This window comes from Longispora albida DSM 44784 (genome assembly GCF_000379825.1).
Taxonomy (GTDB): domain Bacteria; phylum Actinomycetota; class Actinomycetes; order Mycobacteriales; family Micromonosporaceae; genus Longispora; species Longispora albida.
This window is the reverse complement of sequence record NZ_KB903836.1, coordinates 230,217-254,805: the sequence shown is the minus strand read 5'-3', so window position 1 is coordinate 254,805 and position 24,589 is coordinate 230,217. Positions and strand designations below refer to the sequence as shown.

Genomic DNA, 24,589 nt, shown 5'->3' with positions numbered 1-24,589 from the left:
TTCCGCAGTGGACATCGGCGCTGATCGATCTAAAACTGTCGTACCCCCCGCGTAATGTTCACCTCGCCACCGATGCTTTCCCTATGGCGGAGGTTTCCTCATGGCTGTTCCCGATCTTGCCCACCGTCCCTCGCACTCCGGGGAGACCTGGACCGAGCACCACCACGCCGAGCTGATCGTCGAGCTGCGCCGCGGCCTGACGATCGAGCAGATCGCCGCGGACCTCGGCCGCTCAGTGCCGGCCATCGAGGCGCAGCTCAAGCAGCTCACCCCCCTCGACCTCGACATCCGCAAGGTGTCCGTCGCCGAGGAGTGGCTGCGCCAGCGGCTGGCCGAGGAGCCGGGTTACGACTGGCGCAGCGCCGTCCTCAGCCGGTATGCGGCTGACGGCCGGCAGTACTGGACGGCGTCCGACGACGAGATCCTCCGGGGCGGCTGGCAGCGCCGCACCCGGCTGCCCCGCCTCGCCCTGGCCTGCCGCACGTCGGAGATGCAGGTCGCCCGGCGGCTGATCACACTCCACCTCGCCGAGGACCTGATCGACGTCGTGGAGCAGCTCGGCTGCGCGCCGGGCGGCAGCGTCGAGGCGAGGTACCGGATCGCCAGGGACGACGCGGCCGTGGCGATGTGGACGCTCGTCGTCGACACGCCGCGCGGCTGGCACATCTCCGCGCACGGCAGCCTCGACGAGGCCCGCGCCATGCTCAACCGGACCGATCCCGAGCGCAAGCTGCCGTGGCGGATCGCCAGCCGGACCCCTGGCGGCGGCACCGACGGCCGGGTGCTCGGCCCCGGCATGTCCGGCACCGAGCCGAAGGCCCGGCCCGCCGACCGCTACCCGGTGGAGCCGGGCACCGTCCGCAACTACATCTGCGCCGACTGCGCCCAGCCGGTGCTGTGGTCGGAGCAGGGCTGGCAGCACCACCGGCACGGCAAGGGCGAGCAGGTCTACTGCCCGCTCTTCGACGCAGGCCCGGAGAAGGTCCTCGCCGTCGAGCTTGCCCCGGCAGGCCCGGGCGACTTCAGCCCGAGCCTGCGGATCATCGGCGCGGAAAGCCTGAAGCACTAAAGCACTTGATCTGCTCTTGATCTGACGCGCGGTGGCCCGCTGAGGGCGGATCTGGCAAGCATCACGGTTTCCCTCGTACCGGTGTTGTACGTGGGAAACCGTGATGCGCAGTCCAGATTCGTCCTCAGCGGGTCGGCACTACGCGCGCCGCCAGGTCTGGTAGGGGCTGTTGTTCAGGGGGAGCGTGTAGGCCTGGCCCTGCCAGTTGCTGTCGAGTACCCGGCCGGTGGCGACGTTGCTGTAGCCGTAGCCGCCCTGGGTGAACACCAGCGTCCACTTCTGGTAGGCGGTGCCGTTGCACGGCAGCGTGTAGACGTTGCCGACGGCGTTGCTGTCCAGGCAGCGGCCGGTCTGCGCGCTGACCAGTTCCTGCGAGGTGCCGTGGTCGATCACGTACCAGTTCTGGTAGTTCCCGCCGTTGCAGCCCATCGTGTACACCCGGCCGGCGTAGTCACCGTCGAGGCAGTAGCCGGTCGCCCCGTTGACGTACCGCGAAGCCGGGTAGACCTCGGCGGCCTGTGCCGTACCGGCCAGCGATGCGGCGACGACAGCTCCGGCCGCGACGGCCAGCCCGGCCCGGCCGATGGTGTTACGCGTCATGATCGTTCCTCAGTGGAGGGAGCCCGTTGTGCCGGGCCCGTGCACCACGAAGGACACCAGCCGCCGGTCAACGAACGTTCAACAGCGGATCGACGAGCCCAGAGGTGTCCATAGAGGCAGCTCCTGCGGTAGTTTTCCGGGTATGTCACGTGTGCTCATCACCGGCTCCGCTGACGGGCTCGGCCTGACGGCCGGGCGTCTCCTCGCAGCCGCAGGCCATGCCGTCACCCTCCACGCCCGCAGCGAACAGCGGGCAGCCGACGCCCGGGCAGCCCTGCCGTCGGCGGATCACGTACTGGTCGGCGATCTCTCCACAGTGGAGGGCATGCAGCAGGTGGCTGACGGGGCCAACGCGCTCGGCCAGTTCGACGCGGTGATCCACAACGCCGCGCTGGGCAGCAGGGAACTCCGGACCATGACGGCCGACGGCGTGACCGCGCTCTTCGCGGTCAACACCCTCGCGCCGTACGTGCTCACCGAGCTGATCGCCCGCCCGGCCCGCCTGGTGTACCTGAGTTCGGTCATGCAGCGCGGCGGCGACCCCGATCTCAGCGACCTCCAGTGGTCGCGCCGCCCGTGGAACGCCTCCCGTGCCTACTCCGACACGAAGCTCCACGTCATCGGGCTCGCCTTCGCCTATGCCCGCCGCTGGCCGGAGACCTGCTCCAACGCCGTCGACCCCGGCTGGGTGGCGACGAGGATGGGCGGCCCCGGCGGTTCGAGCGACTTCACGCTGGGCGCAGCGACCCAGGCCTGGCTGGCCGTCAGCGAGGAGGCGGAGGCGGCCCGTTCGGGCCTGTTCTTCAAGCACCAGGCAGCGATCACGCCGCACCCGGCAGCCTCCGGCCTTGATTTCCAGGAGCAACTGCTGGCCCGCTGCGCCGAGATCTCCGGGATAAGAGGTCCTAACTCAATGACTGGCGGCGCTCTGGCGGCCCCAGAAGACGACCGGACTGCGCAGATCTCAGAGCCGGATACAACACCGGTATCCGGCTCTGAGATCTGCTTGCCGCTCGCCTCCTGGAACTCGCCACAGCACCACCGCCATTGAGTTAGGACCTCTAAAACCAGGCGGCTGAGCCGGAGGCGCTGCTGTAGCCTCGCGGGATGTCAGACCAGACCCTCCTGTTCGTCGTCGGCCCGCTGGCCGCCGGGAAGATGACCGTCGGCCAGGAGATCGCCCGGCGTACCGGGCTCAGGCTCTTCCACAACCACATGGCGATAGAGCCGGTGCTGCGGCTGTTCGACTTCGGTACCGAGCCGTTCGGCAGGCTGGTGCGGAACTTCCGGCAGCAGGTGTTCGAGGAGGTCGCCGCGAGTGACCTGCCCGGCCTGATCTTCACGTACGCGTGGGCGTACGACCTGCCAGGCGACGAGGAGGCCCTCAGCCTTTACGCCGAGCCGTTCCGTGCCCGGGGTGCCGCCGTCAGGTACCTGGAGCTGTCGGCCAGCCAGGAGGTCCGGATCGAGCGGAACCGGGGCGCGACCCGGCTGGCCGAGAAGCCGTCCAAGCGGGATCTCGCCTGGTCGGACCGGCATCTGCTCACGATGGACGAGCAGCACCAGTTCAGCTCGGAAGGCCGGTTCGACGACCAGCCCGGGTACCTGCGGGTCGACAACACCGCGCTCAGCCCGGAGGCCGTCGCCGGGCGGGCCATCGCCCACTTCGGCCTGTCGGCTGTCGCGCGCTGAGCGCGGGTACACCTGTCAGGAGTTCTTGACCACCACGTCGCCCACGTCGGTGCCCGCCGTGATCGCGTGCGCCGAGCTGTCGTCGGTGTCCACGGTGACCTTGGCCGATCCGGCCGAACGCGAGGTCTTGACCTTGTACTTCGTGCCGGACGGCACAGCGATCGTGACCTCCCCCGCCGTGTTCTTCGCAGTCACGTCATCCGGCACGGCCGCGAAGCTGAGGCTGATCCTGCCGGAGTCGCCGGTCGCCTTGACCCGCTTGCCGCCCAGCCCGATGCCCTCGATCTGGCCTTCGGTCCGCAGGTCGAGGTCGCCGGTCAGGTCCTCGACCGCGATCGAGCCCTCGCCGAGGTTGATGGCGGCCACCGTGGCTGCGGGGATCTGCACGGTGTAGCCGACCTCGCAGTCCTCCACGCAGTCGTCGGTCAGCTTGAGGACCCCGCCGGCCACGGCGTGCCGGGTGGTGACCTTCTTGTCCTTGTACTTCACCCGCTCGCGGACCTTGATCGGCCCGCTGCTGGCCACCACCCGGACCGATCCGGCTTTACCGGTGATCTCCAGCCTGGTGGCCACCTCGGCGACCTCGTAGGCGTTGGAAGTCTCGGTCCGGTCGCCGGACTCGATCCGGCAGCCGGATACCGTCCCGGCCAGGAGCAGCCCGGCCGCGCCTGCCATCAAGATCTTCGCCGTCGTCATGGCGACCATGATTTCTGATCTTGGTCCGGCCCGCGTCAGGGTTGCCCCTGATCCCCGCCCTGACCTTTACACCAGGGCCGCGTACGTCACGCCCGTCATCTCCTCCGACACCGTCCACAGTTTCCGGGCGAGCGCCGCGTCCGTGCCGAGCGGTGCCGGGTGGACGATCGCCGGGTACCCGCGCTTCTCGCCCCTGCCGTCGGGCCCGATGAACTGCCCGCCGGCCGCCTCGGGGGCCGCAGCGGCGTAGAGCTGGGTCAGCGCGCCCATCTCGGCAGGCTGGGCCATGTACCGGTTGGTCACCTTGAGCACCAGGTTCATCAGGCCGGTCGGCCCGCTGGACTGGAGGTTCGTGTCGGAGTATCCGGGGTGGGTGACGAGGCTGCGCACCGGCGACCCGGCCGCGCGCAGCCGCCGGTCGAGTTCCAGTGCGAAGAGGACGTTGGCGAGCTTGGACTGGCAGTAGGCGCCGACGCGGCTGTAGGAGCCGCCGCCCAGGTTCCCGACATCGATCCTGCCTCGTTTGTGCAGGTCGGACGAGACGGTGACCACGCGCGGGTCGCGGCCGGGGCGGAGCTTGCCGAGCAGCAGGCCGGTGAGAGCGAAGTGCCCGAGGTGGTTCGTGCCGAACTGCCGCTCGAAGCCCTGCGCGGTCTCGCCCTTCGGGCACATCATGACGCCGGCGTTGTTGACCAGCACGTCGGCCTCGCCGATGCTCTCCGCGAAGCCCCGGACCGAGGTCAGGTCGGCCAGGTCGAGCTGGCGGACGTCGAGCTGCGCTGCCGGGTGGTCCTGCCGGATGCGGGCGGCTGCGGCCTGGCCGGCGGCGGGGTTGCGCACTCCCATGATCACGTGGGCACCGTGCCGGGCGAGCTCACGGGCGGTGACGTAACCGAGCCCGCTGTTGGCTCCGGTCACGATGACGGTCCGGCCGTGCTGGGCGGGGATCTGGTCTGCGGTCCAGCGAGTCGCGTTCATGAGCACAGCATGCCTCGCATGGCACTGAGTGTCAACTAAGGCTCATCACGCCAGCTATGGCACCTGGTAGGCTCGCCGTCATGAGGAGCCTCGCCGACCGCAAGCGCCAGCTCGTCCGCGACGAGCTGTCCGAGGCCGCGCTCAAGCTGCTGGCCTACCAGGGCTTCGAGGAAACGACGATCGAGCAGATCGCCGCCGCCGCCGGGGTGTCGAAAAGAACATTTTTCCGGTATTTCGCGGCGAAGGAAGACGTCCTCATCGAGATGCTCAGCGAGCTGGCCGACGCGATCCGGGCAGGCCTGGCCACCCGCCCGGCCTCGGAGTCCCCTGCCGAGGCGCTGCGTGCGGTGTTCCAGATCCCGATCGACGAGTTCACCACCGGGCACCCGGATCCGGCCAAGAGCCTGCGGCTGGCCCGGCTGGTCCTCGGCACCCCGGCGGTCCGGGCCAGGTACCTCGACCGGCAGCACCAGCTGCGCACGGAGGTGGCCGGCCTGCTGGCCGCCCGGACCGGCGAGCCGTACCGGGCCAGTGTCCAGGCCGCGATCGGCTTCGCCGCCTACGAGGCCGCCGTCGAGCGCTGGGCGGCCGCCGACGGGGCCGAAGACCTCGGCGAGCTTGTCGATCAGGCCTTCGCGCAGGCCAGCCTGGCATTAGCGTGAACAGATGACGGTCAGGGCCGAGCGGCCCGGCGACGGCGGCGCGGTGCACCGCGTGCACGAGGCGGCGTTCGGCCGGCCGGAGGAAGCCAGGCTCGTCGACGCGCTCCGGTACAGCAAGGCGTGGATCGGCGGGCTGTCCTGGGTGGTCACCGAGGACGAGGTGGTCGTCGGGCACGCCCTGATCACCCGGGTCGAGGTGGACGGGGCGCCGGCGCTGAGCCTGGCACCGGTCGCCGTGCTGCCCGAGTGCCAGGGCAGGGGCTACGGTTCCGCTGTGGTCCGCGCGGTGCTCGACGCCGCCGCCGCGACCGGGCTGCCGCTGGTCGTGGTGCTCGGCGATCCGGGGTACTACGCGCGGTTCGGGTTCGAGCCGGCCTCGGAGTACAACCTGGTCGCCCCGTGGCCGGGGGTCGGGGCCGCCTACCAGGTGCTGCCGCTGCCCGCCTACAACGGGGAGCCGCAGGGTCACGTCACGTACCCGGAAGAGTTCGACGAGCTGAACTGAACTGGGACGGCGCGCCCGCATCCTGGAACGCCGCCACGTGACCTGCGCCACACTCGACCGCCAGACCCGGGCCGCACCGATCGCGCATCGACGCTGGTGAACGTAACCACCGATCGCGGAACACCGGCCGGCCAGCGTCACGCGACTGTCCACTATGCAGGAACAGGGTCCGGATCCGAGCGAGCGCCCGCCTAGCCTCGCCAGCATGTCTGTTGCTACGGGGGCAAGGACGTACAGGCGCGGGTACACCCCGCCCGCGCACCTGAGGGGGCTCGTCGCGGCCGCCCACCGCACGAATCCGGTACTGACCTTCGCGGCCGCCGGAGCCTGCCACCTGCTGCTCGTGTTCTCGCTCCTTGGCCCAGCGTGGACGCTGGCGATCGCAGGCCCGGTGCCCGGGGTGCTGGCGGGCCTCGCGGGCCTGGCCGGTTACGCGCGCGCGATGCGGGGCCTCGAATGCCTGGTGCACGAGGGCTCGCACTTCAACTGGGTCCGGCGTACCCGCTGGCTCAACGACCTGCTCACCGTCACCCTCGCCGGGCTGCCGTCCGGCCTGCGGCTGAGCGCGTACCGGTCGGCGCACCTGGTCCACCATGGCCGGTTCGGCACGTGGGAGGACCCGGAATGGCGCCGTTACCAGGAGCTCAACCTCGCCGCGCTTCCGCGGCACTCTCCGCTGGCCCTGCTGCGCGGTGTGTACCGCCGCCTCTTCTGGTACCAGCGCACCGTGACACCGGCCAGCTGGGCCGCCGTGGCCGGCCCGTCGTTCTGCGGGCTGGCGCTCACGGCGGTCTCGGGCCTGAGCTGGGGTCCGGCGGCAGCCGTGCTGAGCAGTGCCGTCTGGCTGGCAGGCTTCCTGCTCGTCCTGCCAGCTGTCCGGCTGGCCGGCGAGGCTTCCGAGCACTCGTACACCGGCACGGCCACCCTCTTCGCGGCGACCTGGTCCAACCTCGGCCCGTGGCACCGGCTGCTGGTGCACCCGCACGGCGACGGGCACCACGCCCTGCACCACCTCTGGCCCGGCGTCCCGCATCACCGGCTCCCAGGCCTGCACCGGGCGCTGCTGGCCGCCGACCCAGGTGGCTACGGCCGCGAGCTGAGGTACCGTACCCGGATGCTCACCGGCCCCGCACCGCTGCCCTGATGGTCGTCTTCCTCAGCGGCGTCGCGCTCGGCCTGGCCCTGATCACCCCGATCGGCGCGCAGAACGTGTTCGTGCTCGGCCAGGGCGTCGCGGCCGGCCTGCCCCGGGCACTGTGGACGGCCGCTGCTGCCGCCACCTGCGACACCCTGCTGATCCTCGCCGGGGCCGGTGGCGTCTCGGCGCTGCTGGGCGTCGTACCGGGGCTGCGCGTCGTCCTGCTGGCCGGCGGCGTGGTGTTCCTGTGCCACCTCGGTGTGCAGAGCCTGCGGTCCAAGCCGGACGCGGGGGGCGAGCTGGCCGCCGACGCCACCGCGTTCAGTACGCGGCGGGTCGTCACGCGGACGGTCGCGGTCAGCCTGCTCAACCCGCACGCCATTCTCGACACGGTCGGCGTGCTCGGCGCGGCCATCGCCGCACAGCCCGAGTCCGGGCGGGTCGCGTTCGGCGCGGGTGCCGTGACGGCGTCGTGGCTGTGGTTCGCGGTGCTGGCGGTCGGGGCCGCGCTGCTGCGCCGGTACCTGACGCCGGACAGGCGCGTGTGGTTCGACCGGATCTCCGGCGGGGTCATGCTCGCGTTCGCCGTGCTGCTGACCGCGGAGCTGACTCGCGCCGTGCTCAGCTAGTCACACAGGCCCAGGTCGTAGCAGAGCTGGTAGCGCACCGGGTCGTCCGGCAGTACCCAGTGGAAGCCCTCCTCGAAGAACACCACGATCATGTTCGCGGCGATCAGGGCGGTGAACAGCCACAGCACCGCTCTGGACGGCCAGCCGAAGCGGACGCCCGCCGGTACCAGCTCCTTCGCGAAGATCAGGGCGAAGGCGCAGTAGACGAGCACGACGATGAACGTGACCAGCGCCCACGTGTACAGGTGAAGGCCCATCACGGCCTCGCCGTAGCCAGGATCGCCGGGCACGATGTGCAGCAGCACCTGACGCGTGGACATCGCCGCCCCGGCGAGCGCGCCGGCCATCGCCATGCCCAGCCCGGTCGTGTAGTCGCGCAGGCTCACCGGGCCGGCCTTGGCCCGCACGATGATGTATGCCGGGCCGAGCGCCGTGAGGATCATCGCCATCCGCTGGAGGACGCACAGCGGGCACGGATACTCGTGCCCGCCGAACTGGACGATGAAGCCGCCCAGCAGCACCCCGCAGTAGGCCAGCACGAACAGGTGCAGCGCCCAGAATCCCGCCCGGTTCCACGTCATCAGAACTCCAGGTTGAGCGAGCTGGTGACGTGGTGGTTGAACAGCAGGAGCACGACGACCAGACCGCCGGCGAAGACGATCAGGACGTCGCGCCGGGACCGTCCCTGCAGGACGGCGACCGCCGCCAGCAGGAGCACCCCGAAGATCACCGTGTCCATAACGGGGACCATATGTGATTTTGTGCCGGTACCGGGCCCTTTCCCAGCAAAGGCTCAGCCCGTTCCCGGTGGCGGGGCCTTGCCACCAGGAACGGGCTGAGCTTCTATCCGCCCGCCGCCGGTCCCGAGACGGCGGGCGGAGGTCTCCCGGCTACTCGTACGAGATGGCCTGGAGCACGTTGACCCGGGCGGCGCGGATCGCGGGCAGGATCGCCGCGAACAGCCCGACCACGACCGACAGCCCGAGGAAGACCAGCATCCGGGTCCACGGCACGGCCAGCTCGTCGAAGCCCTCGTGCTTGAGCGCGCGGACCACCGCGACACCCAGCCCGGTACCGACCGCCAGGCCCAGCACCGCGCCGAACACCGAGATCACCACGGACTCCACTGTGATCATGCGCATCGCCGACCACCGGCTGAGCCCGACGGCGCGGAGCATGCCCAGCTCGCGGGTCCGTTCGAGCACCGACAGGGCGAGGGTGTTCACGATGCCCATGATCGCGATGATCACGGCGAGGGCCAGCAGCGCGTACAGCATGTTCAGCACGGTGTCGACCTGCCCGGACTGCTGCTTGACGAACTCCGCCTGGCTGGCGACGGCCACCTCGGGCGAGCCGGCGAGCATGCCCTCGATCTCCTTGCGGATCTGCTTCTCGTCCGCGCCCGGCTTGAGCTTGACCGCGCCGACGCCGGGCATCTGGCTCTGGAAGTACTCCCGGGCGTCGGTGTCGGAGATCAGCGGCTCGCTGAACAGTTCCTGCGGGGCGTACACGCCGGCCACGACGAAGGTCTGCTCGCCGGCCCGCGCGGTCTTCAGCTTGATCGAGGACCCGGTACCGAGACCGCGCAGGTCGGCGAACTGCTGGCTGATCAGCATCTCGTTGTGCTTGAGCGCGCGGACCTCACCAGCCTTCGCCTTGATGTTCAGGATCGGGATCGCGCTGGCCACGTCGAGGCCCGTCATCCAGACCCGCTTGCCGGTGACGTCGGCGGTGACCCCGCCGTACAGGCCGATCGCCTTGTCCACACCCGGCAGGTTCTTGATCCGGGTGATGACCTCGGGATCGTAGGTGGCGTCACCGGAGTCCGGGATGATCAGCAGGTCGGCACTGAGCTCACGCTTGAACGTGCCCTCCATGCTCGCGTTCAGCGAGGCTGCCAGCACGCTCACCCCCGTGATCAGGGCCAGGCCGATCATCAGTGCCGCCGCGGTGTTCGCGGTACGCCGCGGGTTGCGGGCCGAGTTGCGCCTGCCCAGCTTGCCCGGCAGCGACCAGGAGAACGCCCGGCCGATCACGCCGACCATCGGCCGCGCCACGCTCGGCGTGACCAGGGCGACGCCGGTGAACACCAGCAGCACGCCGAGCATCAGCACCAGCGAGATCGTGCTGCCCGGGAGGCTGCCGAACAGCGCCCAGGCGATGCCCCCGGCTCCGGCGGCGAGCAGTACCGCACCGGCCACCGTGATCTTCACCATCGACTTCTCGGTGGCCGCGGCGTCCCGTAGCGCGGCGATCGGCGCGACCCGCGAGGCCCGGATGGCCGGCACGACGGCGGCGACCAGCGTGACCAGCACGCCCACCGCGTAGGCGGCGATGACGGCCGCCGGAGTGAACGACAGGGTGGCTTCCGACAGGTTGCTGAACATCAGGCTCTTCAGCAGCGCCGCCACGCCGTACCCGGCGAACAGGCCCAGTGTGGACGACACCACGCCGACGATCAGCGCCTCGAAGAACACCGACCGGATCACCTGGCCCCGCCCGGCTCCGAGCGAGCGGAGCAGCGCCAGTTCCCTGGTGCGCTGGGCGATCAGGATCGAGAACGTGTTGAGGATCAGGAAGATGCCGACGAACAGCGTGATGCCGGCGAAGCCCAGCAGGAACTTCTGGAACAGGCTGAGGAACTCCTGCACGTCCGCGCTCTGCGCCTTGGCGACCTCCTCGCTGGTCCTGACCACGTAGCCGTCGCCGAGCGCGGCGGCGATCGCCGTCTTGAGCTGCGCCGGGGTCTGGCCGGAGGCAGCCGTCACGCTGATCGAGGAGTACACGCCGGGCTGGCCGAGCATCAGCTTCTGCGCGACCGGCTCGGTGAACGCGACGATCGTCTCGCCGCCGACCGAGTCCCGGCCGCCGGACAGGCCGAAGATGCCGCTGACCGTGAACTTCTTCTTCGGTTCCAGGGTCAGCACCTCGATGGTGTCGCCGACCTTGAACGGGCCCTCCTTGGCCAGTACCGCGTTGATCGCGACCTGGTCGTCGCTCTTCGGCCCGGTGCCGGTCCGCAGCTCGGCGACGCCGTCACCGTCCCGCCACGCCGTGCCGAGCCTCGGCGGGCCCTGCGTGACGATCACCTTGCCGTTCTTGGCCACCACCCGGGCCCCGTTGGCGTCGACCTGCCCCACGGCGGTCTTCACGCCGGGCACCGCCGCGACCCTGGTGATCGCGTCCGGCTTCAGATACTGCGGCATCGCGTTGTCTTCGTCCTCGCCGTTGCTCTCGGCGAGCGGCTTGGCGGTGACCTGCACGTCCACATTGGCGTTGATCGTGCGGAACATCGAGTCGAAGGACGCGCTCAGCGAGTTCGTCAGGATCAGCGCGCTGGACACCGCCATCACGCCGAGTACCACAGCCATTCCCGACAGCAGCAGCCGCAGCTTCCGGGACAGCAGGCTCTTCCACGCGGCTCTGAACATCAGTGCGCACCGGCCCCGTCGAGCCGCTTCATGGTGTCGAGCACCGCGTCGGCGGTCGGGTTGCGCAGCTCGCCGGCGATGTGACCGTCGGCGAGGAAGACGACCCGGTCGGCGTAGGACGCGGCGTTCGGGTCGTGCGTGACCATGACGATCGTCTGGTTGTACTGCCGCACCGAGTTCCGCAGGAAGCCGAGCACCTCGGCACCCGACCGCGAGTCGAGGTTACCGGTCGGCTCGTCGGCGAAGATGACCTCGGGCCGCCCGACCAGCGCCCGCGCGCAGGCCACCCGCTGCTGCTGCCCGCCGGACAGCTCGGTCGGCTTGTGCCTGAGCCGGTCGGCGAGCCCGACCGTGCGGATCACGGTGTCGAACCACGCCTGGTCGGCCTTGCGCCCGGCGATCGACAGCGGCAGCAGGATGTTCTCCTCGGCCGTCAGGGTCGGCAGGAGGTTGAACTGCTGGAAGATGAAGCCGACCTTGTCCCGCCGGAGCGCCGTAAGCTGCCGGTCCGACATGCCGGTGACCTTGGTGTCGCCCACGTGCACCTCGCCGCGGGTCACGGTGTCCAGCCCGGCCAGGCAGTGCATCAACGTCGACTTACCGGAGCCGGACGGCCCCATGATGGCGGTGAACTCACCCCTGGCCAGGCTCACGCTCACCCCGCCGAGCGCGATCACCTGGGCCTCGCCGCTGCCGTACACCTTCCAGACCTCATCGGCGCGCGCGGCCACCGCGGTCGACGTCATCACTGCGTTTCGAGTCATGCGCATATCGTCGGCCCGTGCCGTGCGCCACTCGTCAGCCCGGAGGATGACCAGGGCACCGATTTCGGTGTCAGGGAACTCCCTGCAACCCCCTCAGGGTTCACCCTTAGTCAGCCTGGCCAGGCCCGGCGGGGACAACCCGCCGGGCCTGACATCCCTACGAGACCGGGTGGTCGGTCCACGCGGCCGTGAGCGCCGCTACCTGCCCGGCGGTGAGGCTGACCGCCGGCGCCCGGAGATTCTCTTCCAGGTGAGACACCCTTGATGTACCCGGGATGGGCACGACCAGCGGCGACAGGTGCAGCAGCCACGCCAGTGCCACCTGCGCCGGTGTGGCCCTGAGCTCGCCGGCCACGGCCGCCAGGAGCCCGTCGGGCCGCGCCAGCTCCCCCTTGCCGAGCGGGAAGTACGGCACGAAGGCGATGCCCTCGGCCGTGCAGTACTCCAGGGTGTCGCGCATCCGCTGCCGGGTGAGGCTGTAGATGTTCTGGACGGCGGCCACCTCGACCAGCTGCCGGGCCGCCCGGATCTCGCTGACGCCGGCCTCGGACAGGCCGATGTGGCCGATCTTGCCTTCCGACTGGAGCTCGGCCAGCGCGCCGAGCTGGTCGGCCAGCGGTACGGCGGGGTCGATCCGGTGCAGGTGGTAGAGGTCGATGCGGTCCAGCCTGAGCCGGCGCAGGCTCAGCTCGACGCACTGGCGCAGGTACTCCGGCCGCCCGAGGGGCCGCCACTGGTCCGGGCCCTGGCGGGTGTAGCCGCCCTTGGTGGAGATGACGAGGTCCGGCGGGTACGGGTACAGCGCCTCGGCGACCAGTTCCTCGGCGATGTGCGGCCCGTAGGAGTCGGCGGTGTCGATCAGGGTGACGCCGCACTCGACAGCCCGGCGCAGTACCCGGACTGCCTCGTCACGGTCGGCCGGCGGCCCCCAGAAACCGGGCCCGGTCAGTCGCATCGTGCCGTACCCGAGCCGTCGTACCGGCAGGTCGCCGCCGAGCAGGACGACACCTGCGGACTCCATCGCTGGCATGGCAGTGCTTGCTTGCTGGTTCATCCAGGAGTTGCCTTTCGCGCAAAGAATTCAACGGGCTTGAGCCCGGGCGCGAACGGCGATGCCGCGACACGACGGTCAGCGGCAGGCGGCGACGCCCAGGCGGACAGTCATGGCGTCCACAGCGTCACCTCACTTCTTCCATCCTCCGGCAGGAACCCGAGCAGTATGTCATGCCGCCCGGCTGCGGGGTCGCTTAGTTTTGCAGGGTAAGCCGAGCTGGGCGCGGCGCGAGGAGGCCACTGTGGAACCGATCGGCAAGTCCGGAACAGGCAAGCGGGTGTGCGTCGTCGGCGCGTCCGGCAAACTCGGGCGGTACATGGTGCGGCACGCGCTCGACCGCGGGTACGAGGTCGTCGGCGTGTGCCGTGAGAAGAGCACTGGCAAGCTGGCGGACTTCGCCGGGCTGCTGACCGTGATCCCCGGGCCGACCAGCGACCCGGCCGTCATCGCGCGAGCCGTGCGGGGCTGCGATGCCGTGCTCACAGTTCTGGTGCCGTGGGGCATGAACCACTACGCCACCGGTACGGCCCAGGCTGTCCTCGACCACGCCGAGCCCGGAGCCCGGCTGGTGTTCTCCTGCGGCTGGCACATCACCCGCGACGGGCTGGACGTCTACACCCGCTCGTTCCGGCTGTACGCGGCCGTGTTCGGGCGGCTGGCCAAGCTCGCCCGTTTCGTGGACATCGACGACCAGGTGGAAGCCTGCCGCCGGATCTTCGCCAGCAGTACACAATGGACTGTGGTGCGCGGCAGCGACCTGGAGGAAGGCGAAAGCCAGGGACTGCCGGTGTGGAGCAGGCACGTGGGCGACCCGGTGCTGGCCAGCAACCTGACCCGGCGCGTCGACTACGCCCAGTTCATGGTCGAGGCGATCGGCGACCGTGCCCTGATCCACGAGGCCCCGGCGATCGTCGGGCGGCTGGCCCCATCAGCCATCGCGCACGCGCGACAGCACCCCTGACCTCGTTCACGCGCAGTCCCGGAGGAGCTTGCGGACAGGCACGTGTGGCGGCAGGGCAGACTGAGCCCATGCTGATCGTGTTCGGTGGCCTGCCAGGAAGCGGGAAGACAACTGTGAGCCGTGAGCTCGCCCGGCGGATGGCTGCGACCTGGCTGCGGGTCGACGCGATCGAGGCCGCCATCGGCCGCTCGGGTGCCCGCCCGGTCGGGACCGCCGGCTACGCGGTGGCCGCCGAGCTGGCCGCCGCCCAGCTCGCGCTCGGCGGCACCGTCATCGTGGACGCCGTCCACCCGGTCGCGGTCTCCCGCTCGGGCTGGCCAGCGCTGGCGGCCGAGCATGGCGCGGCAGCGCGGTTCGTCGAGGTGGTCTGCGCCGACCCGGCCGCGCTCCGCCGCCGCGTCGAGCAGCGCCTACCGGACCTGACCGGCCACACGCCGCCGACCTGGGCCGAGGTGCAGGCACTCCCCTACGAGCCGTGGACCGGCCCCCGGCTCACCGTGGACACCTCCGGCACCGACCCGCTGCCAGAGATCCTCGCCTACCTGCAGTCATGACGATAAACCTGTTTGCCCGCCACCCGGCTGCTGCTACGTTGCCGGAAGCCGTGCTGGACAACGAGGAGGTGGTACCCGTGAACGTATCGACGTGGGTGCTCCCCTCCGGGGTCACGGCCGGGCGATAGGCCGCCCGGGAGCGCCGTTCAGGAGCACTCCCGAAAGGCACGACCATGCGCTTCACTTCCGGACAACACCTCGACGGCGTACTCGAACGCGAGTTCACCCTTGACGGCGTCCCCGGCATCCTGTGGACAGCCGGATCCGCGTCCGCGCCGGCCCCGCTGATCCTCCTCGGCCACCCCGGCGGGCTGCGCAGGATGTACCCCCGGCTGGCGGCCCGGGCCCGGCACTCCGTCACGGAGGGCTTCGCCGCAGCCACCATCGAACTCCCCTGGGCCGGTGACCGGCCCCGTTCCGGCGCCGCCGAGGAGGCCCGCGCCGCACTGCACAACGCGCTCCGCGCCGGCGAGCCGGTGACCGGCGAGATCGTCGACCGGCTCGTTCTCCCGCTGCTCGACCAGGCGGTACCGGAATGGCAGTCCGCTCTGGACGCTCTCCTGTCGCTGCCAGGGATCACAGGCCCCGCCGGGTACTCGGGCGGGGTGATCTCCATCGGCGTCCGGCTGGCGGCCGCCGACCCGCGCATCGCGGCCGCCCTCCTGTTCGCCGGGAGTTACGTACCCAGAGCCGTGTTCGAGGAGGCCCGGCAGGTCACCATCCCACTCCTGGTCCTGCTGCAGTGGGACGACGAGGGCAACGACCGGCAGATGGCCCTGGACCTGTTCGGCGCCCTCGGTTCCACGGAGAAGACACTGCACGCCAACCTGGGCGGCCACACGGGCGTCCCGCAGTTCGAGGCGGACGACGCGACCCGCTTCTTCGCCAGGCACCTGAAGTGATACCCGCGTATCCAGGACCGGCGCGGGCAGCTCAACCGCCCAGCCGTGCGGCCAGTTCCTCCACGGTCGCCTCGAAGTAGGCCAGGCCGCGGGTGTCGGTGTAGCCGAGAGCGTGGTTCACGGCGATCATGTGCACGTTGTCCGACGCGGTTGTCGTCGTCACCTGACGCACGGCTGGCCGCTCGGCGACCAGGCTGCGCATCAGCTCGGCCTTGATCGCCCGGCCGAGCCCGTGGCCCCGGTGGGTCTCCCGCACGGCGGTGTCCATCTGCTGAGCGTGCTCGGGCTCGGCGGGATGGACGACGGCTTCCGTGAGGCCGGCGACCTCCCCGCTCGCCTCGCAGATGGCGACGGCCTGCCGGTAGTCCTGTCCGGACGCGGCGAACGCGGCTTCCTCCTCACGGACCCGCGCGGGCGTCCAGGCCATGTGCTCCCACTCGTGTTCCTGGGAGGGAGCGTCGGCGATGGCCGTGCGCGCCTCGGCGTAGGAGACGAGGAACTCCTCTGGTACTGCCGCGTTCCAGCTCTCGACCCGGTAGCCGGCCGGCGCGGGAACCTCCCACAGCGCCGGATCGGCGGCAGGGATGTCCAGCGTCTGCATCAGGCCTCGGATGGTGCACCTGGCTCCCACCCCTCGGCGAACCGCTCGCCGTCCCCGGCGATGGTGACGTTCCGTGCCAGGACGCGTGTCCGGCCGGCCGCCCGCACCGACGGCAGCACCGCCCGCAGGAAGGCGGTACCGATGCCCTGGCGGCGGCGGCTGGGATCGACCTCCAGGAAAACGATCGCTGTGTCGGTGTTCTCCTGCTCCGGCAGGGAAACGCGTCCGATGCCCGCCAGTTCGCCGGAGTCGTCGCGGGCCAGCCAGAAGGTCCAAGCGCCCGAGGCCGCAGGATCGGCCTCGGTCAGGAACGCGATTGTCGCGGCCACGGCGGCCGGCGTGCTCCCGGGCTGGTCGGCGGCATAGACGCGGGACAGCATCCCGGTGATCGCCTCATAGTCCGAGCTGGTCGCAGTGCCTTGGTCGAAAAGAGCAAAGTCCATGTCCGGGCACCCCGTCATCCGGCAAACAAGATCGGCGGTCAGCATGCGGAGCCGGGGCAGCGGCGTCAATCCGATTACGCACCGGCGGTCACGGGCGGCGGCGGACCTGGTAGGCGTGGCGGATCCGGCGCAGGACAAAGCTGGCGAGGTTGAGCGCCCACAGCACCGGCCAGTAGATCACGAGGAGAAGCATGAGGAAGGCCGTGATACCGACGGCCTTGTAAGCCCCGGGTGACCCGGTGAGCTTGAACATGGCGACGACACCCCCGGCTATCGCCACGCCCAGGACGACCGGCAGGAGCACCCCTGCCACCGTCCACACTCGACCGCCCCGGAGGACCAGCCTCTCCAGCACCAGCGCGATCGGCGTGATCGCCAGAGTCGCCACGCCCACGACACCAGCCACCCAGAGGGCCGCTCCCGCATAACCTGAGGCGGAGAACGACTTGTCGACGATGAAGACCATCACGAATGGCGCGGAGACGACAGCCCACACTGCCATCACGACCGCGACCGTGACCATGACGGTGAAAAGATGGCGGGCGAACAGCCAGAGCCCGCTCCGCACTGCGAACGAGGGAGGCGCTGGCGCTTCGCGGAGAACCGGAACGGACACCAAACCTCCTTGCACAGCCAGCGCGGGACCGGACCACCATAACGGGCTGGTAGCCGGCGGCACGATGGCGTCAGGCCAGGTCCAGTGCCACGATCAGCCCGTCGAACGTGCGCTCTGCTGAATCCTCACAGGCGGCCAGTGCCCGGCCGATCAGTCGCGGATCGCTTCTCAGCCCGGCTCGTTCCGCCCAGGCCACCACCTTCGGTGCCGCCTCGAGCACGGGCTCCCCCACCAGCGGGGCGCCGTGTGCCGCGAACACCCGCTCGTGGAGGGATGTCTGCCACCACGAGCCGTCCGGATCCGCCCCGGCCAGGACTGCGCACGCGCTGCCGAGCACCCTGGCGCCGAGAACGTGTGTGCCCGAGTTCTCCGCGAGAACGCGCACCTCGTCCACCAGGGCCTGATGGCTGGTGCCTGTCAGCACGATTCGCCGCCACCCTTCGCGCAGCGGCAGGTCGTCAACGATGACGGACTCGACGAGGTCGGCATCGACATCCTCGGCCGACTCCGCCCTGACCACGATGATCCTTGCCCACAGCCCCATCAGGCCCACTCCGATGCCGGTGACTTCGGTGAATCTTTCGCCGGTGATCGACGCGCGCCCAAGCTACACCCGCGGCCCCTTCCGCTGCCGGGTGTGCTGCCCGAACGCCACGATCACACGGGAACAGGCACGTATCCTGCAACCATGCTGATCTACTCGATGAGCGTTTCGGTGGACGGCTTCATCGCCGATCGCGAAGGGGCGTTCGGGTGGTCGGAGCCCAGCGAGGAGCAGTTCCGGTTCCATCTCGCGCAGACCCGTGAACTCGGCGGCATGCTGCTGGGCCGCAGGCTCTACGAGACCATGCTGGTGTGGGAGACGGATCCCTCGCTACGGGAGGAAGAACTCGGCGATGCGTTCGCCGGCGTGTGGAGCGCCCTCCCGAAAGTCGTCTTCAGCCGGACGCTCGGCAGCGTCCAGGGCAATGCCCGGCTTGCCCGGGGGTCCGTGGCCGAGGAGGTCGCCACGGTGCTCGGCACGACTGACAGGGATGTCGCGATCGGCGGTGCGGGCCTGGCCGCCGCAGCCGTCGAACTCGGCCTCGTCGACGAGCTGAGGATGTTCCGCAATCCGATCGTCGTGGGCGGCGGCACGCCGTTCCTCCCCCCGGTCACCGGGGACGTCCGGCTGGACCTGGTCGAGACCAGGACCTTCGGCTCGCGTGTGATCTACGAGCGCTACAGGCGCGCCCCCGCCACTCCGGCCTGACATCAGCGCTTACTTCGCCATCACGGCTTCCCAGCCGTCATGGTTACCCTGGACCCCTGCGTGACTCAACCCGTTCCCGGCGTAGCCTCGCCGGGTGTCAACGTACCGGTAGGTTTCGATGTGCGGTCGCTACACGGTCAAGGCCACCCCGCAGGCTCTCGCGGCCCTGTACCGGGCGGAGCCGATGCCCGACGGCTCGGCGCCGGAGTTCACGGTGCTGCCGTCCTACAACGTCGCGCCGACGAACGTCGTCCCCGCGATCCTCGAACGGGCAGGCGAGGACGGCGAGGCTGTCCGGAGACTGCACGCCGCGCGGTGGGGGCTGCTGCCGCCATGGGTGAAGAGCCTGCGGGGCGCGAAGCCTCTGATCAACGCGCGCGCCGAGACGGCTGCCGAGCTGCCGTCGTTCAAGAAGGGCATCCGTACCCGGCGCTGCATCGTCCCCGCGTCCGGGTACATCGAGTGGACCACGGGTGACGATGGGAAGTCGAAGCTGCCCTGGTACCTCAGGCCCCAGGGCGGCGACGGGGAGATGCTGCACCTGGCCGGGCTGTACGGGTACTGGCGTGATCCCGAGGTCGGTGACGTCAGCGCGCCCGGCGCGTGGGTACTGTCGATGACGATCCTGACCACCACCGCCGAGGACCACCTCGGTCACATCCATGACCGCACGCCGATGACGGTCCCGGCAGGCTCGTGGGACGACTGGCTGGACCCGGCCCTGAGCGACCCGGCAGCCGCTGTCAGCCTCCTGGAACCCGCGACCGGCCTCGTGACCGCGTACCGCATCTCCCCCAGGATCAACCAGGTGAAGGCCAACGACGAGCACCTGCTCGAGCCGGCCAGCTGACTGCCAGCGCCGTCAGCGCCGCAGGTTGGTAGCCTCCTGGCGAAGATCATCTTTTGTCAGGAGTCTGGCTTGTCCCTGGTTATCCGTACCATCACCGGCGCTGAGGAACTCGGCCTGTTCACCAGCCTGAGCTACTCCCTCGACCACGAGCTGGCCGACGACCTCAGCACCGGCCGCCGCCGTCCGGAGTGGATGTGGCTGGCGCTGCGCGAAGGCCGCCCGGTCGCCCGGCTCGCCTGGTGGTCGCAGCCCGGCGCCGCCGTCCCCGATGTCCTGGACTTCCTCGACCTCGACGGCGAGGCCCCGGACCGGGTCGAGGTCGGCGTGCGGCTCCTGGAAGCCTCGATGGCCGAGGTGCTCCCGGCTGGTACGCAGGCACCGGACTACATCCGGTTCATCCCGCCGGACTGGCGTGAGGATCCCGAGGCGGGGCAGGTGGTCGCCGACCGGACGGCTGTCGTGGAACGGGCCGGGTGGGTCTTCCAGGTCGAGCGGCTGCGGCTGGAGTGGCGCCCGGGTACCCCGCTGGCGGAGCCTGCCGGCCGGCTGAACTTCCGGCCGGTGTCGGGCCGGGAGGAGCTGATCGGCCTGATGACCCAGGTACTCGACGGCACCCTGGACGCGCACAGCCAGGAGGACCTGACCCGGATGACGCCGGAGGAGGCCGCGGCCGATCACTACGACGGCGAGTTCGCGCACTACACCAGCCCCCGGGACTGGTGGCAGATCGCCGAGCTGCCCGGCGGCGAGCCGGTCGGGTTCGTCGTCGGCGCGCACAACCCGTACAACCCGGTGATCGCCTACATCGGCGTGCTGCCCGCACATCGCGGGCAGGGATACATCGACGACATTCTCGCCGCGGGTACCCGGATCCTCGCCGAGGCCGGCATGCCCCGGATCCGGGCGGCCACCGACCTGGGCAACGTGCCGATGGCCAGGGCTTTCGAGCGCGCCGGTTACGTGAACTTCGAGCGGCAGATCACCATGTCCCGTCCGTGATCGCTGAGCCCTCGCGCCGCGCCCGGTACCGGTCAGCCGAGGGCCTGCATCACCGGGGACCAGACGTGTGCGCGGAGGCCGGGCATGCCGGCGCCGCGCACCATGAAGGTGCCGGACGCGAAGAGCTGGGCTCCGTGGCCGAGGGCCCAGGACGTGAGGGCCGGGTCGTCGAGGTCGAGGCGTACCGGCCCCGCCACGTCCGCCGCCAGGTCACTGACGAGCCCCTGCGCTGTGGTCAGCGAGCCGGCCAGGAGTGGCCCGATGACGTGGTTGCTGGTGTTGTCCCAGGCCGCGGCGTAGCCGGAGCCGTCGAGGGCGATCCGCACGCTGGCGGCGAAGTCCAGCAGCCGGGTCACCAGGTCCGCCCGTTCCACGCCGAAGATCTTCGCGTCGAGGGCGATCAGGTCCGGCAGGTCGGCGTGGGTGGCGGGGCGGGAGATCCTGGCCGGGGGCACGTCCATCGTCCCGGCGTGCATGCCGACGTGGTGGGTCACGCGGAAGCCGAGCTTCTCGTAGAGCGGCTGGCCCATCGGGGTCGCGTGCAGGAACACCGTCGTTTCCGGGCCCGCCGCGTCGATGAGGTGGTTCATGATGCGGCGGCCGTGGCCCTTGCCCTCGTGGGCGGCCGCGACGAGGACCATGCTGATCGCGCCGAGGCCGGTCCCGTACCGGGTGAGCGTCGCCGTGGCGATGACCTGCCCGCCGAGTTCGAGCCCGTACACCTCGCCGACGGAGAACAGCAGCCGCCACTTGGCTTCCTCTGGCTGCCAGCCCCGGTCGGCGGCGAGCGCCATGCAGGCGGGCAGTTCGGCGACGCCGAGCCGGCGGATGGTCCCGTTCATGCTTCCGATCATGGGTACAGCCTGCCTGATGGCCGCCCCGGGTACCCGATAGCGTGTGGCTAACCCGATAGCCTGAGGCTATTGTCGCTGCGTGGAGCGCACCCCCGAGATCACCCTGCCAGCCGTCCGCGCGTTCGCCGCTGTCGCCGCCGCCGGATCGTTCCGTGCGGCCGCCCGGGAGCTCGGGGTCAGCCAGCCGACGCTCAGCGCGGCGGTCCGGCGGTTCGAGGACAGCGCCGGGCAGCAGCTCCTGCACCGGGAACGCGACGGGGTCCGGCTCACCGAACACGGACGGCGCGTCCTGCCCCACGCCACGGCCCTGGTCAGCGCCGCGGACGACCTCGGGTCGCTGCTGGCGGGCCGGGACGCCGCGCCGCTGACCATCGGGTTTCTCGGGGAGGCCGCGGCGTCGGACACCCGGCGGGTACTGGAGGTCATCGAGCGGGAGTCGGGGCGGGAGCTGCGGCTGCGCAGGTACGACTTCGACGATCCGTCGTGCGGGCTGCTGTCCGGGGCCAGTGACCTGGCGATCGTCTGGCCGCCGCTCGGCGGGGACGAGGCGCTGGCCGTCCTTCCGCTGTCGACGGACCAGCGGGCCATCGCGCTCCCGGCCGGCCACCCGCTGGCCGCGCGCCACACGATCGAGCCGTCCGACCTGGCCGGGCAGCGGTGGCTGGTGCCCGGCACACCCGACCGGCGGTACCAGGCTTTCCGGCATCCGGGCCACCTCGGGATCACCGACATCGCCGGCGTCACCGAGTGCGCGTCCATCGAGGAGATCCTCGAGCTGGCCGCCGCCGGGCAGGGGCTCGCGCTGAGCAGCCTCAGTACCGGGGAGCACTACGCCCGCTCCGGCCTCACCTTCGTCCCGCTGCCGCCGGCCCACCGGTGCGGCATCGCGCTGGCCTGGCGCGTGTCGGACTCGCGCCCCATGCTCAACCGGATCGCCGGGGCGCTGGGGCCTGGCCGGTAGGACTTCAGGGACCCGGCTCGCGCTGGCAAGATCCACCGGGCAGGGTTCACGGGGGTGCTGGCAGAATCGGCGGATGCTGCCGCGTCTCATCGCCACCGACCTTGACGGAACCCTGCTGCGTACCGGCGGCGTCCTCTCCGATCGCACCAAGGCGGCCCTCGCGCTCGCCCGGTCGCGCGGGGCGCTCGTCGTGCCGGTCACGGCCCGGCCGCCACGGTTCATCGACTGGCTCGGCGGGTACGCCGACGCGGCGATCTGCTCGAACGGCGCGATCACGTACGCGCCCGGTACGAGGGAAGTTCTCGCCGAGCGGTCGCTCGAACCGGCCGTGACGCGCAAGCTCGTCGAGGCGATCAGCGTGGCGCTGCCCTCGGCCGGCTGCGCGGTGGAGACCGGCGACCTGGTGTACTGCCTGCCATCGTTCACCTGGCGCTGCGGCCACGACGGGCCGGGCATCGAGCTGGAGGTGCCCGATGTGGAGGCCGCGCTAGGCCACGCTGCCCGGATCAGCAAGCTGCTCGTGCACGCCCCGGACCTCACCGCCGACGCGATGCTCGGCCCGGCCCGCGCGGCGGCGGGCCACCTCGCCGAGATCACGCACTCCGGCGGGGCGGGCCTGCTGGAGATCAGCGCGCCGGGCGTGACGAAGGTGAGTACCCTGGCCGCCTACAGCGCGAGCCTGGGCCTGACGGCTGCCGACGTGCTCGCGTTCGGGGACGGCATCAACGACCTCGGCATGCTGAGCTGGGCCGGCACGGCGTACACGATGGCGAACGCGCATCCGGAGGTCCAGGCCGCAGGCCACCAGCGGACAGCGAGCAACAACGACGACGGCGTGGCCCTGGTCCTGGAGCGGATCTACGAGTAGTGCCTGAGCTGCGGCCACAGGTCGCGCCACGGCACGCGGCGGTCGCGGCAGATCCAGATCGGCACGCCTTCTTCCTCGTTGTCCACGCCGGCCTGGTTATTCAGCCGGCCGCGTTCCTCGCAGGCGCCGAGCGCGGCGACGGGCCGGCGCGCGATGAGGATCGTGATCCGCGCGCTCTCCGGAGGCGGGCCGAACCGGGCCAGCTCGTTGTGCCCACTGTAGACATCCGGGGTTCCGCCGAAGCGGCGCAGCGCCCCGGCCTCCCCGTAGTTGCTGGTCAGGACGATCGTCATGGCCTGCTCCTCCTGTGACAGGCCCTGGCGGACGGCCTCGGCCTGCGCCGCGTATGCCTCCCAGCCGATCTGGTCGCGGGTGCCAGGGTGCATCTCGGGGATCGGCGTGCTGCCCAGCAGCCCGGCAGGCACGATCGGCAGCGCTATCACGATGGCCGTGACGACGTTGAGCGCGACGGCTGGCCAGGCGTACACCCGGAACCAGCGCGCGGCAGTCACGCACCCCATCGCATACAGGGCCAGGAGCAGCCCGGACGGGTAGTAGGGCTGGCCAGCCGTGACAAAAACCAGAACCAGGATCACCGGGTACGCCACGGCGAAGGCGCGCAGCTCCGCCCGCCGGGCCGCCCGCACGAGCCCCGCGATCCACACGGGAACGAGGAGCGGGCCGAGGACGAGCAGCTGGATCGGGAGCAGCGTGGCCCGGGACTCGCCGCCCTTCGTGCGCCGGACGGCCTCGGCCATCTCCAGCTGCGGGAAGCCGTTCGTTACCTGGTACCAGAGGTTGGGCGCCCCGATCACCACCGCCACCGCCACGCCCGCCCACAGCCAGGGCGAGGCGAGTACCCGGCGCGGACCGGCGGCCAGCAGCCCGGCGGCGAGCCCGAGCAGCAGCAGGACGACCAGGTGCTTGTTGTACAGCCCGAGGCCGGCGGCCACGCCGGCCGCCAGCCACCAGCGCGGCTCGCCACGGCCGAGTGCCCGCTGCGCGAACAGGATCACCAGCAGCCACACCACCAGGTCCGGTCCGCTCGTGACGGCCAGGTGCCCGTTGACCAGCGCGTACCCGCTGGCCCCGCCGCCGAGCGCCGCCAGCACCTGTGCCCGCGCGTCTCCGCCGGCCTCCCGCGCGACCAGGGCCAGCAGCACGGCGGCGAAGCCGGCGAACAGCGCGGCTGGCACGCGGATGGCCTCCACGGTGTCCCCGAACAGCCAGATCGAGGCGCGCACCAGCATCGGCGTGAACGGCGGCTGGTCGGTGTACCCCCACGCGGGATGCGCCGACAGCAGCCGGAAGTACAGCTCGTCGCGGTGGTACCCGTAGCCACCGGAGGTCAGCAGGAGCAGCGTGCTCACCCCGAGGGCCACGAGGCCGACGGGGAGCCGGGCGGACGGCTGGCGATCCACTGCGGGATCATACATCGATCTAGTTCACTATATGGAGTCTGTGACCTCCTGCGGCATTCGATCCTCCAGCCGCGCACCAGGGTGGACAA

The 24,589-nt window shown here is 70.7% G+C and carries 29 protein-coding genes; 15 read left to right on the top strand and 14 right to left on the bottom strand.

Translation table 11 applies throughout. The annotated features are described in order from the left end of the window. Window positions 1-100 precede the first annotated feature (100 nt). Window positions 101-1,069 carry a hypothetical protein gene (locus A3G1_RS0127085; protein ID WP_018352642.1) on the top strand — a complete coding sequence of 323 codons (969 nt, stop codon included), beginning with the start codon at window positions 101-103 and terminating at the stop codon, window positions 1,067-1,069. 138 nt (window positions 1,070-1,207) lie between these two features. On the opposite strand, the gene A3G1_RS0127080 is transcribed toward A3G1_RS0127085, so the two are convergent. Further along, entirely contained in the window at window positions 1,208-1,669 is a 462-nt protein-coding gene (locus A3G1_RS0127080) for an RICIN domain-containing protein (protein WP_018352641.1), read from the bottom strand. Between the two features lie 142 nt (window positions 1,670-1,811). On the opposite strand from A3G1_RS0127080, the gene A3G1_RS0127075 reads away from it, so the two are divergent. Continuing rightward, window positions 1,812-2,720, top strand: coding sequence for an SDR family NAD(P)-dependent oxidoreductase (locus A3G1_RS0127075; RefSeq protein ID WP_018352640.1), 909 nt, complete (start codon window positions 1,812-1,814; stop codon window positions 2,718-2,720). 56 nt (window positions 2,721-2,776) lie between these two features. Next, a complete protein-coding gene (locus A3G1_RS0127070) occupies window positions 2,777-3,361 on the top strand; it encodes a DEAD/DEAH box helicase family protein (RefSeq protein WP_018352639.1) in 585 nt (194 codons plus the stop codon). 15 nt (window positions 3,362-3,376) lie between these two features. Here A3G1_RS0127070 and A3G1_RS0127065 read toward each other — a convergent pair whose 3' ends face one another. Together A3G1_RS0127065 and A3G1_RS0127060 are read right to left on the bottom strand one after the other, a co-directional pair. Further along, complete coding sequence (locus tag A3G1_RS0127065; RefSeq protein WP_157641426.1) at window positions 3,377-4,057, bottom strand: DUF4097 family beta strand repeat-containing protein; 681 nt, start codon at window positions 4,055-4,057, stop codon at window positions 3,377-3,379. Between the two features lie 66 nt (window positions 4,058-4,123). After that, window positions 4,124-5,035 carry an oxidoreductase gene (locus tag A3G1_RS0127060; RefSeq protein WP_026212566.1) on the bottom strand — a complete coding sequence of 304 codons (912 nt, stop codon included), beginning with the start codon at window positions 5,033-5,035 and terminating at the stop codon, window positions 4,124-4,126. Between the two features lie 80 nt (window positions 5,036-5,115). On the opposite strand from A3G1_RS0127060, the gene A3G1_RS0127055 reads away from it, so the two are divergent. The 4 genes from A3G1_RS0127055 (at window position 5,116) to A3G1_RS0127040 (ending at window position 7,969) form a co-directional block, all read left to right on the top strand. After that, window positions 5,116-5,697: a TetR family transcriptional regulator gene (locus tag A3G1_RS0127055; RefSeq protein ID WP_018352636.1), complete on the top strand. Its 582-nt coding sequence runs from the start codon at window positions 5,116-5,118 to the stop codon at window positions 5,695-5,697. 4 nt (window positions 5,698-5,701) lie between these two features. Continuing rightward, window positions 5,702-6,202 (top strand): GNAT family N-acetyltransferase, encoded by a 501-nt coding sequence (locus tag A3G1_RS0127050; RefSeq protein ID WP_018352635.1) that lies wholly within the window; start codon window positions 5,702-5,704, stop codon window positions 6,200-6,202. Window positions 6,203-6,407: 205 nt separating this feature from the next. Continuing rightward, window positions 6,408-7,346 (top strand): fatty acid desaturase, encoded by a 939-nt coding sequence (locus A3G1_RS37090; protein ID WP_018352634.1) that lies wholly within the window; start codon window positions 6,408-6,410, stop codon window positions 7,344-7,346. Continuing rightward, on the top strand, window positions 7,346-7,969 hold the full coding sequence (locus tag A3G1_RS0127040; RefSeq protein WP_018352633.1) for a LysE/ArgO family amino acid transporter: 624 nt from the start codon (window positions 7,346-7,348) through the stop codon (window positions 7,967-7,969). The genes A3G1_RS37090 and A3G1_RS0127040 overlap by 1 nt, the downstream gene beginning before the upstream one ends. Here the strand turns inward: A3G1_RS0127040 and A3G1_RS0127035 are convergent. The 5 genes from A3G1_RS0127035 to A3G1_RS0127015 form a co-directional block, all read right to left on the bottom strand. Next, window positions 7,966-8,550, bottom strand: a complete 585-nt coding sequence (locus A3G1_RS0127035) for a disulfide bond formation protein B (protein ID WP_018352632.1) — start codon at window positions 8,548-8,550, stop codon at window positions 7,966-7,968. The two genes, A3G1_RS0127040 and A3G1_RS0127035, sit on opposite strands and share 4 nt — an antisense overlap. Beyond that, window positions 8,550-8,708 (bottom strand): DUF5993 family protein, encoded by a 159-nt coding sequence (locus A3G1_RS40905; protein ID WP_018352631.1) that lies wholly within the window; start codon window positions 8,706-8,708, stop codon window positions 8,550-8,552. Before A3G1_RS40905 ends, A3G1_RS0127035 begins: the two co-directional genes overlap by 1 nt. 151 nt (window positions 8,709-8,859) lie before the next feature. Next, window positions 8,860-11,400, bottom strand: coding sequence for an ABC transporter permease (locus A3G1_RS0127025; protein ID WP_018352630.1), 2,541 nt, complete (start codon window positions 11,398-11,400; stop codon window positions 8,860-8,862). Further along, window positions 11,400-12,164 (bottom strand): ABC transporter ATP-binding protein, encoded by a 765-nt coding sequence (locus tag A3G1_RS0127020; RefSeq protein WP_425411410.1) that lies wholly within the window; start codon window positions 12,162-12,164, stop codon window positions 11,400-11,402. The genes A3G1_RS0127025 and A3G1_RS0127020 overlap by 1 nt, the downstream gene beginning before the upstream one ends. A gap of 157 nt (window positions 12,165-12,321) precedes the next feature. Next, the gene (locus A3G1_RS0127015) at window positions 12,322-13,185 is read right to left on the bottom strand and encodes an aldo/keto reductase (protein ID WP_018352628.1); all 864 of its coding nucleotides are present in this window, start codon (window positions 13,183-13,185) and stop codon (window positions 12,322-12,324) included. A 274-nt stretch (window positions 13,186-13,459) separates the two neighbouring features. Between A3G1_RS0127015 and A3G1_RS0127010 the strand changes: the two genes are divergently transcribed. From A3G1_RS0127010 to A3G1_RS0127000, 3 genes are all read left to right on the top strand, one after another. After that, on the top strand, window positions 13,460-14,179 hold the full coding sequence (locus tag A3G1_RS0127010; protein ID WP_018352627.1) for an NAD(P)-dependent oxidoreductase: 720 nt from the start codon (window positions 13,460-13,462) through the stop codon (window positions 14,177-14,179). 68 nt (window positions 14,180-14,247) lie between these two features. Next, a complete protein-coding gene (locus tag A3G1_RS0127005; RefSeq protein WP_018352626.1) occupies window positions 14,248-14,733 on the top strand; it encodes a P-loop nucleotide/nucleoside kinase family protein in 486 nt (161 codons plus the stop codon). Window positions 14,734-14,906: 173 nt separating this feature from the next. Beyond that, the gene (locus tag A3G1_RS0127000; protein ID WP_018352625.1) at window positions 14,907-15,635 is read left to right on the top strand and encodes a hypothetical protein; all 729 of its coding nucleotides are present in this window, start codon (window positions 14,907-14,909) and stop codon (window positions 15,633-15,635) included. A 31-nt stretch (window positions 15,636-15,666) separates the two neighbouring features. On the opposite strand, the gene A3G1_RS0126995 is transcribed toward A3G1_RS0127000, so the two are convergent. The 4 genes from A3G1_RS0126995 to A3G1_RS0126980 form a co-directional block, all read right to left on the bottom strand. Further along, entirely contained in the window at window positions 15,667-16,236 is a 570-nt protein-coding gene (locus A3G1_RS0126995) for a GNAT family N-acetyltransferase (RefSeq protein WP_018352624.1), read from the bottom strand. Then, on the bottom strand, window positions 16,236-16,679 hold the full coding sequence (locus A3G1_RS0126990; RefSeq protein WP_018352623.1) for a GNAT family N-acetyltransferase: 444 nt from the start codon (window positions 16,677-16,679) through the stop codon (window positions 16,236-16,238). The genes A3G1_RS0126995 and A3G1_RS0126990 overlap by 1 nt, the downstream gene beginning before the upstream one ends. 88 nt (window positions 16,680-16,767) lie before the next feature. After that, entirely contained in the window at window positions 16,768-17,295 is a 528-nt protein-coding gene (locus A3G1_RS0126985; RefSeq protein WP_157641425.1) for a hypothetical protein, read from the bottom strand. A 70-nt stretch (window positions 17,296-17,365) separates the two neighbouring features. Further along, window positions 17,366-17,839 carry a hypothetical protein gene (locus tag A3G1_RS0126980; RefSeq protein ID WP_018352621.1) on the bottom strand — a complete coding sequence of 158 codons (474 nt, stop codon included), beginning with the start codon at window positions 17,837-17,839 and terminating at the stop codon, window positions 17,366-17,368. A 144-nt stretch (window positions 17,840-17,983) separates the two neighbouring features. Between A3G1_RS0126980 and A3G1_RS0126975 the strand changes: the two genes are divergently transcribed. From A3G1_RS0126975 to A3G1_RS0126965, 3 genes are all read left to right on the top strand, one after another. Next, window positions 17,984-18,547 (top strand): dihydrofolate reductase family protein, encoded by a 564-nt coding sequence (locus A3G1_RS0126975; RefSeq protein ID WP_018352620.1) that lies wholly within the window; start codon window positions 17,984-17,986, stop codon window positions 18,545-18,547. 118 nt (window positions 18,548-18,665) lie between these two features. Next, entirely contained in the window at window positions 18,666-19,397 is a 732-nt protein-coding gene (locus tag A3G1_RS0126970) for an SOS response-associated peptidase (protein ID WP_018352619.1), read from the top strand. A 69-nt stretch (window positions 19,398-19,466) separates the two neighbouring features. Beyond that, window positions 19,467-20,396, top strand: a complete 930-nt coding sequence (locus A3G1_RS0126965; protein WP_018352618.1) for a GNAT family N-acetyltransferase — start codon at window positions 19,467-19,469, stop codon at window positions 20,394-20,396. A gap of 32 nt (window positions 20,397-20,428) precedes the next feature. Here the strand turns inward: A3G1_RS0126965 and A3G1_RS0126960 are convergent, their stop codons facing one another. Further along, entirely contained in the window at window positions 20,429-21,238 is an 810-nt protein-coding gene (locus A3G1_RS0126960) for a GNAT family N-acetyltransferase (protein ID WP_018352617.1), read from the bottom strand. 91 nt (window positions 21,239-21,329) lie between these two features. Here A3G1_RS0126960 and A3G1_RS0126955 point away from each other — a divergent pair, with 91 nt between their 5' ends. Further along, on the top strand, window positions 21,330-22,211 hold the full coding sequence (locus A3G1_RS0126955) for a LysR family transcriptional regulator (protein ID WP_018352616.1): 882 nt from the start codon (window positions 21,330-21,332) through the stop codon (window positions 22,209-22,211). Window positions 22,212-22,284: 73 nt separating this feature from the next. Beyond that, window positions 22,285-23,079 carry an HAD family hydrolase gene (locus A3G1_RS0126950; protein ID WP_018352615.1) on the top strand — a complete coding sequence of 265 codons (795 nt, stop codon included), beginning with the start codon at window positions 22,285-22,287 and terminating at the stop codon, window positions 23,077-23,079. On the opposite strand, the gene A3G1_RS0126945 is transcribed toward A3G1_RS0126950, so the two are convergent. Then, window positions 23,070-24,500, bottom strand: a complete 1,431-nt coding sequence (locus A3G1_RS0126945) for an ArnT family glycosyltransferase (RefSeq protein WP_018352614.1) — start codon at window positions 24,498-24,500, stop codon at window positions 23,070-23,072. The two genes, A3G1_RS0126950 and A3G1_RS0126945, sit on opposite strands and share 10 nt — an antisense overlap. Between the last annotated feature and the right edge of the window lie 89 nt (window positions 24,501-24,589).

Coding starts and splice junctions, on each gene's coding strand:
- A3G1_RS0127085 (WP_018352642.1), top strand. CDS start 101: ATGGCTGTTCCCGATCTTGCCCACCGTCCCTCGCACTCCGGGGAGACC.
- A3G1_RS0127080 (WP_018352641.1), bottom strand. CDS start 1,669: ATGACGCGTAACACCATCGGCCGGGCCGGGCTGGCCGTCGCGGCCGGA.
- A3G1_RS0127075 (WP_018352640.1), top strand. CDS start 1,812: ATGTCACGTGTGCTCATCACCGGCTCCGCTGACGGGCTCGGCCTGACG.
- A3G1_RS0127070 (WP_018352639.1), top strand. CDS start 2,777: ATGTCAGACCAGACCCTCCTGTTCGTCGTCGGCCCGCTGGCCGCCGGG.
- A3G1_RS0127065 (WP_157641426.1), bottom strand. CDS start 4,057: ATGACGACGGCGAAGATCTTGATGGCAGGCGCGGCCGGGCTGCTCCTG.
- A3G1_RS0127060 (WP_026212566.1), bottom strand. CDS start 5,035: ATGAACGCGACTCGCTGGACCGCAGACCAGATCCCCGCCCAGCACGGC.
- A3G1_RS0127055 (WP_018352636.1), top strand. CDS start 5,116: ATGAGGAGCCTCGCCGACCGCAAGCGCCAGCTCGTCCGCGACGAGCTG.
- A3G1_RS0127050 (WP_018352635.1), top strand. CDS start 5,702: ATGACGGTCAGGGCCGAGCGGCCCGGCGACGGCGGCGCGGTGCACCGC.
- A3G1_RS37090 (WP_018352634.1), top strand. CDS start 6,408: ATGTCTGTTGCTACGGGGGCAAGGACGTACAGGCGCGGGTACACCCCG.
- A3G1_RS0127040 (WP_018352633.1), top strand. CDS start 7,346: ATGGTCGTCTTCCTCAGCGGCGTCGCGCTCGGCCTGGCCCTGATCACC.
- A3G1_RS0127035 (WP_018352632.1), bottom strand. CDS start 8,550: ATGACGTGGAACCGGGCGGGATTCTGGGCGCTGCACCTGTTCGTGCTG.
- A3G1_RS40905 (WP_018352631.1), bottom strand. CDS start 8,708: ATGGACACGGTGATCTTCGGGGTGCTCCTGCTGGCGGCGGTCGCCGTC.
- A3G1_RS0127025 (WP_018352630.1), bottom strand. CDS start 11,400: ATGTTCAGAGCCGCGTGGAAGAGCCTGCTGTCCCGGAAGCTGCGGCTG.
- A3G1_RS0127020 (WP_425411410.1), bottom strand. CDS start 12,164: ATGACTCGAAACGCAGTGATGACGTCGACCGCGGTGGCCGCGCGCGCC.
- A3G1_RS0127015 (WP_018352628.1), bottom strand. CDS start 13,185: ATGGAGTCCGCAGGTGTCGTCCTGCTCGGCGGCGACCTGCCGGTACGA.
- A3G1_RS0127005 (WP_018352626.1), top strand. CDS start 14,248: ATGCTGATCGTGTTCGGTGGCCTGCCAGGAAGCGGGAAGACAACTGTG.
- A3G1_RS0127000 (WP_018352625.1), top strand. CDS start 14,907: ATGCGCTTCACTTCCGGACAACACCTCGACGGCGTACTCGAACGCGAG.
- A3G1_RS0126995 (WP_018352624.1), bottom strand. CDS start 16,236: ATGCAGACGCTGGACATCCCTGCCGCCGATCCGGCGCTGTGGGAGGTT.
- A3G1_RS0126990 (WP_018352623.1), bottom strand. CDS start 16,679: ATGGACTTTGCTCTTTTCGACCAAGGCACTGCGACCAGCTCGGACTAT.
- A3G1_RS0126980 (WP_018352621.1), bottom strand. CDS start 17,839: ATGGGGCTGTGGGCAAGGATCATCGTGGTCAGGGCGGAGTCGGCCGAG.
- A3G1_RS0126975 (WP_018352620.1), top strand. CDS start 17,984: ATGCTGATCTACTCGATGAGCGTTTCGGTGGACGGCTTCATCGCCGAT.
- A3G1_RS0126970 (WP_018352619.1), top strand. CDS start 18,666: ATGTGCGGTCGCTACACGGTCAAGGCCACCCCGCAGGCTCTCGCGGCC.
- A3G1_RS0126960 (WP_018352617.1), bottom strand. CDS start 21,238: ATGAACGGGACCATCCGCCGGCTCGGCGTCGCCGAACTGCCCGCCTGC.
- A3G1_RS0126950 (WP_018352615.1), top strand. CDS start 22,285: ATGCTGCCGCGTCTCATCGCCACCGACCTTGACGGAACCCTGCTGCGT.